The organism is Roseibium limicola (genome assembly GCF_017313085.1).
GTDB classification, from domain to species: domain Bacteria; phylum Pseudomonadota; class Alphaproteobacteria; order Rhizobiales; family Stappiaceae; genus Roseibium; species Roseibium limicola.
The window spans coordinates 350,028-362,100 of sequence record NZ_JAFLNF010000002.1; the positions used below are offsets into that span (position 1 = coordinate 350,028).

Here is a 12,073-nt window from a genome sequence, read left to right on the forward strand (position 1 = left end):
ATGTCCGATTTCCTGCCCCTGATCCCTCGCCATTTCAAGGCGACGCTCACGGCGACTGCCTTCGCAGTTGGTCTGTTCACCGCAAGCGTTGCTCCGTCCTCCGCTGAGGAGTTGAACCGGGAGCAAGTTGAAACCATCGTAAAGGAATACCTTCTCAACAATCCGGAGGTCATCCGTGATGCCATGAGCGAGTTGGAGCGCCGTGAACAGCTGGCCGAGCAACAAGCCCGCGAAAGCGCTTTGACGGACAGCGCCGACGCCCTGTTCAACTCCAAGCATCAAGTCGTCCTCGGCAACCCGCAAGGCGACGTCACACTGGTTGAGTTTTTTGACTACAACTGTGGCTACTGCAAGCGCGCCTATTCCGATATGGCACGTCTTATCGAGGAAGATTCCAACCTGCGGGTCGTCCTGAAAGAATTCCCCGTTCTGGGCCAAGGGTCTGCAGAAGCAGCTCAAATTGCCGTTGCCGTCAACGAACTGGCACCGGAAAAATACGCTGACTTCCATCAGGCATTGCTGCTGCAGCGCGGCCAGGCGAATCATGCCAGCGCGCTGAAAGCCGCCACGGATCTGGGCCTGAGCGAAGAGGATATCGGCAAGGTTGTCACCGGCCCGATCCCACGCGCGACCATCGAAGAAGTCTACGGCCTCGCTGACCGTCTCGGTCTGACGGGAACTCCCTCTTATGTGGTTGGAAACCAGGTGGTTCCCGGCGCTATCGGCTATGATGCGCTGAAGACGCAGATCGCGGAAATGCGAAATTAAGGGCAAACGGCCTGTTTGCGGCGAAAAACGCCTTATCGGCAACCGGTTCGGGCTTTTACTTGCCTCAATCAGTGCCTATAAGGGCCAATCAAGGTCCCGGCTCATGTTGGGGCCCCACTTGTTCAAGCTCACTTGGTACGAGCAAACGATGGGCGCTATGGAGATGCCAACGCACGAGGCTCGTGACCTGACGGTTGTACCGCCGTCGTCCGCCTCTCAAGGAAGTTTCTACTCCATTCGCGGGACGCAACCAGGCGCCCAATCCACTCCCAGCGCAGCCAATAGCGCTCCCTAATTCTCAGGCGATTTACGAAAGCTCAGCCCTATGTCGAAAGATAAGAAGTTTGATACGGACCTGATCCGCGACCTCGCGCTGCTTCTCGATGAGACCAATCTGACCGAGATCGAACTGGAACAGAACGATTTCCGGATCCGCGTAGCACGCCAGTTCTCCGTTGAAGCTCCGGTACAGGTTGCCGCTCCTGCGGCCCCGGCTGCGCCAGCCGCACCGTCAGCCCCGGCCGCAGCGCCCGCAGCCGCTCCGCAGGCGTCTGGCTCCGCCATCACCTCTCCGATGGTCGGCACCGCCTACATGTCAGCTGAGCCAGGTGCCAAGCCCTACGTTCAGGTCGGGGACAAGGTGTCTGAAGGCCAGACGATCTTGATCATCGAAGCCATGAAGACCATGAACCATATCCCGGCAACCAAGACCGGCACGGTTAAGCAGATCCTCGTGGAAGACGCCCAGCCGGTGGAATTCGGCGAGCCGCTCATCATCGTCGAATAAGGACCGGATGCCCATGTTTTCCAAGATCCTCATTGCCAACCGCGGTGAGATTGCTTTGCGCATCCTGCGCGCCTGCAAAGAGCTCGGCATTTCCACAGTGGCGGTTCACTCCACTGCCGATGCCAACGCCATGCATGTGCGCCTGGCAGACGAAAGCGTCTGTATCGGCCCCCCGGCCGCTCGCGACAGCTATCTCAATATTCCGCAAATCCTGGCCGCCTGTGAAATCACTGGCGCCGATGCGGTTCACCCCGGCTATGGCTTCCTTTCCGAGAACGCCCGCTTTGCGGAAATTCTGGAAGCGCATAACATCGTCTTCATCGGCCCTACCTCTGATCACATCAAGATCATGGGCGACAAGATCCAGGCCAAGCAAACCGCCAAAGACCTGGGCATTCCGGTCGTTCCGGGCTCAGATGGTGCCGTGACACCAGCCGACGATGCGCACGCAATTGCAGCGAAAATCGGCTATCCGGTTCTGGTCAAGGCTGCGTCGGGCGGCGGCGGCCGTGGCATGAAGGTCGCGAAGACCGAAGCGGATCTGGACAATGCCATGTCCACCGCGCGCTCCGAAGCCAAGGCAGCCTTCGGCGACGATGCGCTCTACATGGAAAAGTATCTCGGCAAGCCGCGCCATATCGAGATCCAAGTTCTTGGTGACGGCAAAGGCAATGCCGTCCATCTGGGCGAACGTGACTGCTCCTTGCAGCGTCGCCACCAGAAGGTTCTCGAAGAAGCCCCTTCCCCGTGCCTCAACACCGAGCAGCGCGAGAAGATCGGTGAGATTGTCGCCAATGCCATGCGCAAGCTGAAGTATCGCGGCGTCGGAACGGTCGAGTTCCTGTATGAGAACGGTGAATTCTTTTTCATCGAAATGAACACCCGTCTTCAGGTCGAACATCCGGTTACCGAAATGATCACCGGCATCGATCTGGTCAACGAGCAGATCCGCATCGCCGCTGGTGGCTCTCTGGAAATGACCCAGGAAGACATCCGCTTCGAAGGCCATGCCATCGAATGCCGGATCAATGCGGAAGATCCGCGCACCTTCATGCCGTCGCCGGGCACAATCACCTATTATCATCCGCCTGGCGGCCTTGGTGTGCGCGTCGACAGTGGTGTCTATCAGGGCTACAAGATCCCGCCCTATTACGACAGCCTGATCGGCAAGCTCATCGTGCACGGGCGCAATCGCGTCGAATGCCTGATGCGTCTGCGTCGTTGCCTGGATGAATTCGTTGTCGATGAAATCAAGTGTACCATTCCGCTGTTCCGCGATCTGGTCGACAATCAGGACATCGCCAACGGTCAGTATGACATCCATTGGCTTGAAAACTATCTGGCGGAAGCGCCGGAAAGCTGACGCCTGGAAAGGCCAAGAACGACAAGCGCCATGGCCGAACACAGCGACGACATTGTCCTGGAAATAACCCCGCAGGTTTTGCTTAAAGCCTATGCCTGCGGGCTCTTCCCGATGGCGGAATCTGCAGAAGATGCCGGGCTGTTCTGGCTGGAGCCGGAACATCGCGGCCTTCTGCCTCTGCACAACTTCCATCTGCCCAAACGCCTCAGGCGGACCCTGCGATCCGACAAGTTCGAGATTCGCATCTCGACGGATTTCAACGCGGTCATAGATGGTTGTGCAGGCGGAGGCCCAGACCGGCCCAAAACCTGGATCAACCGGGAGATCCGCCGCCTCTACAGCGAGCTGTTCGACCTCGGCTATTGCCACACGGTCGAGGCCTGGCTCGACAATGAGCTTGTCGGCGGTCTTTACGGCGTCTCGCTCAACGGGGCATTCTTTGGTGAAAGCATGTTCACCCGTGCGACTGACGCCTCAAAGGTCTGCTTTGCCCACCTGGTCGCTCGTCTGATTGCCGGCGGCTACAGTCTGCTCGACACCCAATTCGTCACCTCGCATCTCGCCCGCTTTGGCACTCTGGAAGTCAATCGGGATGCCTATAATGACGAATTGGCCAAGGCCCTCGCGCTTGATGGCAACTTCTACAATTTGAACGTCGAAGCGCGCGGCCAGGATGTTCTGGATATTCTCGACGCTGTCGACACCGCGTCCAGCTGAATAGACCCAAAAAAACCTCAGGTTACAGACATAAAAGACCCGCGACCTCCGAAGGGAGATGCGCGGGTCTTTCCGTTTTCTGAAACTCTTACGGCTTGGGAACCGGCACCCCGACTTCGCCGGTTTCAACTTCACCGGCCAGTGGATCAAGGCCGTCTTCGGCGCCTTCCCTGACCGGCGGTCCGTCATAGCCATCGGGCGGCGGGACCGAAGAGGCCATCTTGCAGTCCGTCAACCAGACATCATAGACCGCGTGTTCGACCGCATGCAGACCGGGACTTGCAGCATACATCCAGCCGGAAAAGATCCGCCGGACTTCGTTGTTCAAGGTGATCTCGTCAACCTGAACGAAGGCCGTGGTTTCGGGGTTTTCCGTCGCCGGGCGAGTGTGGCAAACTTGCGGCGTCAGCTGCAGCGCCCCAAACTGGACGGTCTCACCCATATAGACATCAAAGGATGTGATACGGGCGGTGATCTTGTCGAGCCCGGAGAAAACCGCGACCGGGTTCTCAATCAGGCCTGGATCAGCTGCAGCATCACTTGACGGGTTTGCCTGTGCGTCGTTGTTCTGCTGGCTCAGGTTCGGGTCCTGTCCGCCCTGCAACGGCTCATCAAGCGGCGGTAGAGGCTCTAGATCCTGCGCAGGGTCAACCGACTGCCATTGAGCCAGAGCCCCCCCTGTAACGGCGACAAGAAGACCGAGAGCACATGCTCCGGCCAGCGCCTGCTGCCCAACACCTGGAAACTTCAACACCTGCCGCATCCGGTTTCTCTTTGTCCGATTCCTGTCTGTGGATCCGAGCGGTAGCATCGGAATAAGGCCCGGAAAAGACAAGTATCTTTTCCGGGCCTCTGATCTTGCACGTAGCAGTCCTTAACCGAGTTCCGCCAGTGTCCGGAAGGCCACTTCAACCTTTTCCAGTCGTTCGGCAAACTCGGCCATCTTCTCGCGCTCGCCGTCGACCACCTCATCCGGGGCCTTTGCAACGAACTTCGGATTGTTGAGCTTCTTCTCGATCCGCGAGATCTCGCCCTTGAGCTTGTCCATCTCCTTGGAAAGACGCGCCCGCTCTGCATCCAGATCTACCAGACCGGCCAACGGCAGGCAGACAGTCGCCTCACCGACAATAATCTGTGCGGAGCCCTTGGGAGCAGCATCCCCCAGCTCGATGCTTTCCGCCCGCGCCAGGCGTTCAATCGCCCCGCGGTGGGTGTCGAGACGAGCCTGGGTATCAGCGCTTGCGCCAATAATTACCACGGGCACTTTCGCACCGGCAGGTACGTTCATTTCCGAACGCACTGAACGGATCTGCGAGATCAGCTCGACCAGCCAGTTGATTTCACCCGCAGCCGCAGCGTCCTCCAATCCACCCGTCGGCCAGGCCGTGTGCATCAGAAGCTTGTCGGCTTTAACACCACCATCTCCCAGACGCTCCCACAGCTCTTCCGTCAGGAACGGCATGAACGGGTGCAGAATTTTCAGGATCTCATCCATAGACCAGGCCGCAGCAGCCCGAATCTCGATCTTGGTGGCTTCATCTTCACCGTTGAAGATCGGCTTGGCCAGTTCCAGAAACCAGTCGCAATAGTTGTTCCAGACAAACCGGTAAGCCGCATTTGCCGCATCATTAAAGCGATAGGTTTCCAGCGCCTTCGTCACTTCATCCGCACAGCGGACAGTCTCGGTGACAATCCAACGCGCCAGTGTGTGCTGAGTGGTCGATGGATCAAAACCCTCGACCCGGGCACAACCATTCATTTCTGCAAAGCGTGCAGCATTCCACAGCTTGGTTGCAAAGTTGCGGTAGCCAGCCACGCGCGAGGTTGCCAGCTTGATGTCGCGCCCCTGTGCTGCCATGGCAGCCAGCGTGAAGCGCAGGGCATCGGCCCCGTATTCTTCCACCAGCGAGAGCGGATCAATGACGTTGCCCTTGGACTTCGACATTTTCTGGCCGCGCTCGTCACGCACGAGGGCATGAATGTAGATGTCCTTGAACGGCTCAACCTTCATGAAGTGCTTGGACATCATCATCATCCGCGCAACCCAGAAGAAAATGATGTCGAAACCCGTGATCAGAACCGTGGTGGGGAAGTAGGTTTCCAGTTCCTTGGTTTGATCCGGCCACCCCATGGTGGAGAATGGCCAAAGCGCAGACGAGAACCATGTATCAAGCACGTCTTCGTCACGCTTCAGCTCGACACTCTTGCCATAATGATCCAACGCCAGCTTCTCGGCTTCGGCAACGTCATGGGCAACGAAGATCTCTCCGTCCGGACCGAACCAGGCCGGGATCTGATGACCCCACCAGAGCTGACGCGAAATGCACCAAGGCTCGATGTTTTCCATCCAGTCGAAGTAGGTCTTCTCCCAGTTTTTCGGAACGAAGCGTGTGCGGTCTTCTTTCACCGACGCAATGGCAGGTTCTGCCAGGGTCTTTGCATCGGCAAACCACTGGTCGGTCAGCATCGGCTCGATGACGACCTGGCTGCGGTCGCCAAATGGCTGCATGATCTTCTTGTTCTCGACGAAAGGCTGCTCGGTGCCTTCTTCGTCAGTCACAGTGACCGCAAGACCTTCGGCATTGATCGCTGCAATGATCTTTTCGCGCGCTTCATACCGGTCGAGGCCGCGATAGTCATCCGGAACCAGATTGATTGCATCGACATCGGCTTCGCTGGGAAGCTCACCGCTATCGACGATCTTCTTGGCCATTTCGGCGCATTCAGCATAGGCCGGGCCGTCGGATCGCATTGAAGCGACCAGATCCATCAGCCGGTAGAGCGGAATGTTGTTGCGGCGGGCAACCTGATAGTCGTTGAAGTCATGTGCGCCGGTGATTTTCACCGCACCAGAGCCGAAATCCTTGTCCGGATATTCATCCGTGATGATCGGGATCAGACGGCGATGCTCCTTCGGCCCAACCGGGATCTCGCAAAGCTGGCCGACGATCGACTGATAGCGCTCATCATCAGGATGAACGGCAACCGCGCCATCGCCCAGCATGGTTTCCGGACGCGTTGTCGCGATGGCGATATAATCCCGCGTTTCGCGCAGAATGACAGTGCCGTCTTCGTCCTTCTCGACATATTCATATGTAACGCCGCCTGCCAGCGGATACTTGAAATGCCACATGTGGCCGTCGACTTCCTTGTTCTCCACTTCGAGATCGGAAATCGCGGTTTCAAACTTGGGGTCCCAGTTGACCAACCGCTTGCCGCGGTAGATCAAGCCATCGCGGTAGAGCTGGACAAACACCTGGCGCACAGATTCCGACAGACCTTCGTCCATGGTGAAGCGCTCACGGCTCCAGTCACAGGATGTCCCGAGACGCTTGAGCTGGTTGAAGATTATCCCGCCGGATTCCTTCTTCCAGTCCCAGATTTTCTGAACAAAGGCTTCACGGCCGAGTTCACGGCGACCAGGTTCCTTGTTTGCAGCAAGTTGCCGCTCAACGACCATCTGGGTCGCAATGCCCGCATGATCCATGCCCGGTTGCCAGAGGACGTTCTTACCCCGCATGCGCTCGAAGCGAACCAGAATATCCTGCAGCGTGTTGTTAAGCGCGTGTCCCATATGCAGCGAACCGGTTACGTTCGGTGGCGGGATCACGATGGAATAGGCGTCCTGCCCCTCCCTCGCGCCTGCTCCGGCCTTGAAGGCCTCCGCCTTTTCCCAGGTTTCATAAATGCGCGGCTCAACGCTTGCCGCATCGTATGTCTTGTCAAGCATATGGGGTACTCGAAGATGAATGTTCGTGCCGCCGTGTAAATCGGATGCGGCAAGGTGAGTCAACAAAAGAAGCCGGAAAGCCTTGCTACAAGCGCGCTATCGACAGCCTCAAACGAAAACGCCGCCCTGAAAGGCGGCGCCATGGGCCCGGTGGCCCGAACCGTATCACCCTTATCGGCGCCGGGTGACCCGATCGATTTCCTTCTTTACCAGTTCTTCCACCATACCCGGCAGGTTCTGATCAAGCCAGCCTTTGAGCATTGGACGCAGCATTTCGCGCACCAGCTCTTCCATCGTCTGCGGCTGGTTGCCGACAAACAGATTAGAGAGATTGTCAAAGGCAGCGTGAACCGCATCGTTGGTGTTGTCAGAGGTCAGCGGGTCGTCATTGTCCACATCTGGCAGATCGTCAGGAACAGGAGACGTCTGCACCGACGCCTGAGGCCGTGAGGCAGCCTTGGCCGCAGGCTTTGCGGCGGTAGGTGTAGGGGCAGGTTCAGGAGCCGGTTCTTCTGGCAGATCAAAACTCGAGAAATCGAGATCGTCCTCAGCTTCAGCAGGCGACGGTGTTCCCTCGACAAAGGCGATGTCCTCATCACCGACCATTTCGATATCGACCGAGTCCACTGCGCCATCGTCTTCCAGGATGGCAAAATCTTCTGTCAGCTCCAGAACGTCGTCATCGCTTTCCGCTTCGGCGACTTCCGCCATCGCGGCGGCCATATCGTCGTCAGCGGACTGTTCGTCTTCAACTCCGCCTATATCGGAATCATCCATGTCGAAGAGCTTGTCCAGGTCGTCCTGGTTCATCTCGGATGCGTCGCCCATATCGCTAGCCGCCTCGCTTTCGGTGCTTTCCGTCGAACCGGCGCTGCTCTCTGGAGCGCCTTCTGCAGTTTGCTCATCCTCGTCGGAGATGATCCGGCGGATGGAGGCCAATATTTCCTCCATGGACGGTTCGTCCGCCTGATTAGCTTGCGCCATGACATCCCCCGTACTGATCGGCAACGCTTAGAGAATCACTTCGCACAAGCGTGAATGATTCGTTAACCAGGATTATAGAGGCGCATAGACGCAAGGGAAAAGGCAAGCAGATGGATCCACTTGTCTTTTCCCCGGCAACCTTGCATAGGCGAAGGGTATTCACAGGTCGCTAACGACCAGCGCAAAACACTGTTTGCGGTGAAGAGAGGTTTACTCGCGCTGAAGCGCGTCCTCTCAACGACCGTCCGGCGTGCGCAGTCCGAACCATTTATCGCGGACTTTCGCGTAATTGGCCTTCGGATCATAACGGCGCACATTGAGGTTCAGGTTGTCGACATCGAGCTTACCAACTGCAGCCAGAAGCTGATAACCGCTAACGATGCGGTTGCGCTGCGCAGTCACCAGATTGACCCGTTGATTGACCAGCTCCCGTTGGGCATCAAGCACATCCAAGGTGGTCCGCTGACCGACGCGCTGCTCTTCAAGCACGCCATCCAAAGCCAGCTGCTGCGCTTCAACAGCCGCCTGAGCCGCACTGATCGAAGCTTCCGCAGCTTGATAATTGCCCCAGGCCGAAATCACGTTGGCCCGAACACGATCCCGCGTGACATCAAGCTGCAAACGGGTTTGGCCGAGTTCCTGTTTGACCTGCCTAACAGCAGAATATTCAGCACCACCTTGGTAGATCGGAATGGATACCCGGCCGTAAATGGCAGCCGATGTGCTGCGATCAACATTGGCCGAAGGCTGCCAGTTCTGCGTGAGGGAGCCCTCGACGGAAACCGTCGGCAGCAAGGCCCCCTCGGCTGTTTTCACCGCGTAAATCCCAGCATCGACCATGTGCTGCGCCTGCCGGATCAGAGGCTGCAGCTTGTCACTGGCCGCGATGGCAGCATCCAATGTTTCTGGGACAAGAATCCCGACGGAAGTGCTTGCGGTCAGATTATTGGCTTCGATACCGACGATCTGGCGATAGATCGCCCGACTGGCATTGAGGTTGGCAAGAGACGCATTCAGACTGGCCTGTGCTTCAGAGCGCCGGGCATCGGCCTGGGACACATCCGTACGCGTGCCTTCCCCAACATCAAACCGGTCACGCGCTGCACGAACCTGCTCAACAAGGAAGTTCGTGTCGCTTCGCGAAAGAGAAACCAGAGCAGTATCGCGGATCACATCAACATAGGCCTGTGCTGCGGCCAGGAGGACATCCTGTTCAGTCGCGCTCAAGCTTTCCCGCTGCGCCAATACAACCGCTTCGGCCTGCTTGGTTGAATTCACCGTGCGAAAACCACGAAACAGAGCCTGGGTGAGTGTCAGCGAAAGTGAAGAATTGTTGCGATAGCTGTCGAAATTGTCGGTGCGCGAACGGACACTCCCGATGCTGGCAGTTGCGCTGACGGTTGGGCGCCAACCAGACAGGGCTTGAGGCACATTCTCATCAACGCCGCGCAATTGGGCGCGCGCCGCATTCAACGAGGGATTATTGCTGTAGGCGAGACCGAGAGCCTCCTGAATGCTTTCTGCCTGAACAGGGCTAAAGGCCACAGTCGTCAAGAGAGCCGCAATTCCAAAGGAAAATGCCTTCGATTTCATTCTTTTACGCATTACTTACCCCTGCCATGTCATCCGCAACGCGGCCAACCACGTGTAAACTGGACAGTACCGCCACGCAATGACACACACACTAATAGATTACTAATTCCCGACCTGCGACCATTGAGCAACAGTTATTTGACAACCTTTGCTGCGAGACTTCTCTGGACCAATGATTTCAAAATTGGAATTCAGCGGGCCGATCAAACCCCGGCAGCGGACCGACGGAAGCGTTGAAGGCAAACCGACCGGAAGCCTTGCCACCAGCTTTTTGATAAAGCTGCACGGTACCTGCTCCACCCAGGCCTTCGACAACAACCAGACGCCCCCCATCCTTGAGCTGGGACATCAAGGGAGCGGGAAGCTCCTCGACGGCACCATCAACGAAGATCACATCGTACGGGCCTTCGCTTGCAAGTCCCTCAGACAACTTGCCCTCGACGACAGAGGCATTCTCGATGCCAAGCTCGACAATCGCTTCAGACGCCTGACGCGCCAGTGCCTCGTCTTCCTCGACAGCCACCACCGAAGCCGCCAAGTGCGACAACACTACGGTCGAGTAGCCAGACCCTGCGCCAATAACCAAAACCACGTCGTCAGGCCTGACAGCTGCCAACTGGACCATTTTCCCCATCACGTGAGGTTTGATCAGAACGCGCAAGCCGGAAGCATCAATTGCGATCTCCCGATCGATATAGGCAACAGCAGCCTTTGAAGCGGGAACAAACCGCTCGCGTGGCACAGCTTCCACCGCATCCAGAACACGATGATCGGTCACGTCATTGGTGCGCAGCTGGCAATCCACCATCTTGCGGCGGGACTGGGCAAAATCAGTCATTGGACCCTCTTTTCCGAATTCGGCCTCTCTGACCCGGTTCCTTACAAAGGACAGCGCCTTGTGACAAGCGCTTGATTGCCGCACGAGACACGCCTGGCACGCTTTACCCGCCGCACAGGAACAGGTCAAAACCGGCACGCAATGAATATGACGCTACGACATCGGAACATTAACGCAAACGCAGTCTGCAACCAGCAAATTTCATCCACACCTTAAGGCTAATTCGACAAATAGACCATTGAGGTTTTCGGAAGGCTCTGGTAATCACCACCGCCATTGGTTGACGTGATAATCACCACCACGTCAGCGTTTAGATTGAAGGCCTCTTGGCGGAGTGGTGACGCAGCGGATTGCAAATCCGTGTACGCCGGTTCGATTCCGGCAGAGGCCTCCATTTTCTTCTCTGAATTGCAGCAGCCGCGACTTGCACGCGAGAGTGCGACGCGCGTCGACCATGGCGCGAAGCAAACCAGAGGTCTTCCCCCGCCGCTCCGCTACGGCCCCTCAGGGAAGCTCGGCTCCGGCAACAGACCAGGGCTCCTGAACACCTTCCTCGACCCAGGTTTTCACGGCTGGATGCGCCATCACCGCCTCCATATAGGCCTTGCTGCGCCCCTTGACCGGTAAGCCGTAGGTCGAAATCCGGAAGACCACCGGTGCATACATGGCATCTGCGGCCGAGAAATCACCAAACAGGTAAGGTCCAGAGCTGGCCTCAAGGCACATTGTCCAGATCGCTTCAATCCTTGCGATGTCTGCCAGCACTTCTTGTCCGACGGAGAGCGTTTCCGGCGCCCGCCGCAGGTTCATAGGACAGGCAGACCGTAGCGCAGAAAACCCTGTGGCCATTTCAGTGGAAACAGCACGGGCATAAGCGCGCTCAGTCACTTTCCTCGGCCATATTTCCGCGTCCGGAAACAGCTCCGCGACATACTCGATAATCGCGAGGCTTTCCCAGACTTCCAGCTGCCCGTCTTTCAGACATGGAACCTTGCCAGAGTTGGAGACCGCCTTGATGTTGGGGTTTCCAGCCTCGAAATCAAAGGGGATCAGCTCTTCGCGAAACGGAACCCCAGCCGCCTTCAAGGCCACCCAGGCCCGCATGGACCAGGACGAATAATTCTTGTTTCCGATGTAAAGCAGCAGATCGGTCATGCGTGCATTCCTCCCACAGTGATCCCCTTTGGGATCGTCCACCTGACGAAAAAAACGGAGATCGGTGCCGGATCGCCACACCTTGTCCAGGCAGAGCCTGTAACCCTAGGCCATCCCCCCTCCAAAAACCAATGAACA

The 12,073-nt window shown here is 57.4% G+C and carries 10 protein-coding genes and 1 tRNA gene; 5 read left to right on the plus strand and 6 right to left on the minus strand.

From position 1 onward, the window contains the following. The 4 genes from J0X15_RS05055 (at position 1) to aat (ending at position 3,635) form a co-directional block, all read left to right on the plus strand. Positions 1-768 carry a DsbA family protein gene (locus tag J0X15_RS05055; RefSeq protein WP_206938691.1) on the plus strand — a complete coding sequence of 256 codons (768 nt, stop codon included), beginning with the start codon at positions 1-3 and terminating at the stop codon, positions 766-768. Positions 769-1,093: 325 nt separating this feature from the next. Continuing rightward, positions 1,094-1,555 carry an acetyl-CoA carboxylase biotin carboxyl carrier protein gene (accB, locus tag J0X15_RS05060; protein WP_206938693.1) on the plus strand — a complete coding sequence of 154 codons (462 nt, stop codon included), beginning with the start codon at positions 1,094-1,096 and terminating at the stop codon, positions 1,553-1,555. A gap of 7 nt (positions 1,556-1,562) precedes the next feature. Next, entirely contained in the window at positions 1,563-2,918 is a 1,356-nt protein-coding gene (gene accC / locus J0X15_RS05065; RefSeq protein ID WP_209015086.1) for an acetyl-CoA carboxylase biotin carboxylase subunit, read from the plus strand. 30 nt (positions 2,919-2,948) lie between these two features. Continuing rightward, positions 2,949-3,635, plus strand: a complete 687-nt coding sequence (gene aat, locus J0X15_RS05070) for a leucyl/phenylalanyl-tRNA--protein transferase (RefSeq protein ID WP_206938696.1) — start codon at positions 2,949-2,951, stop codon at positions 3,633-3,635. Positions 3,636-3,723: 88 nt separating this feature from the next. Here aat and J0X15_RS20335 read toward each other — a convergent pair whose 3' ends face one another. From J0X15_RS20335 to J0X15_RS05095, 5 genes are all read right to left on the minus strand, one after another. After that, complete coding sequence (locus J0X15_RS20335; protein ID WP_206939272.1) at positions 3,724-4,215, minus strand: DUF2155 domain-containing protein; 492 nt, start codon at positions 4,213-4,215, stop codon at positions 3,724-3,726. 294 nt (positions 4,216-4,509) lie between these two features. Further along, on the minus strand, positions 4,510-7,365 hold the full coding sequence (locus tag J0X15_RS05080; RefSeq protein ID WP_206938700.1) for a valine--tRNA ligase: 2,856 nt from the start codon (positions 7,363-7,365) through the stop codon (positions 4,510-4,512). Positions 7,366-7,536: 171 nt separating this feature from the next. Next, positions 7,537-8,349: a DUF2497 domain-containing protein gene (locus tag J0X15_RS20260; protein ID WP_206938701.1), complete on the minus strand. Its 813-nt coding sequence runs from the start codon at positions 8,347-8,349 to the stop codon at positions 7,537-7,539. Between the two features lie 234 nt (positions 8,350-8,583). Next, positions 8,584-9,954 (minus strand): TolC family outer membrane protein, encoded by a 1,371-nt coding sequence (locus tag J0X15_RS05090; RefSeq protein WP_206938702.1) that lies wholly within the window; start codon positions 9,952-9,954, stop codon positions 8,584-8,586. Positions 9,955-10,120: 166 nt separating this feature from the next. Beyond that, positions 10,121-10,780: a protein-L-isoaspartate O-methyltransferase family protein gene (locus tag J0X15_RS05095; protein ID WP_206938704.1), complete on the minus strand. Its 660-nt coding sequence runs from the start codon at positions 10,778-10,780 to the stop codon at positions 10,121-10,123. Between the two features lie 320 nt (positions 10,781-11,100). On the opposite strand from J0X15_RS05095, the gene J0X15_RS05100 reads away from it, so the two are divergent. Further along, positions 11,101-11,174: transfer RNA gene (locus J0X15_RS05100), tRNA-Cys, on the plus strand. Between the two features lie 110 nt (positions 11,175-11,284). Here the strand turns inward: J0X15_RS05100 and J0X15_RS05105 are convergent. After that, positions 11,285-11,935, minus strand: a complete 651-nt coding sequence (locus tag J0X15_RS05105) for a glutathione S-transferase family protein (protein ID WP_206938706.1) — start codon at positions 11,933-11,935, stop codon at positions 11,285-11,287. Between the last annotated feature and the right edge of the window lie 138 nt (positions 11,936-12,073).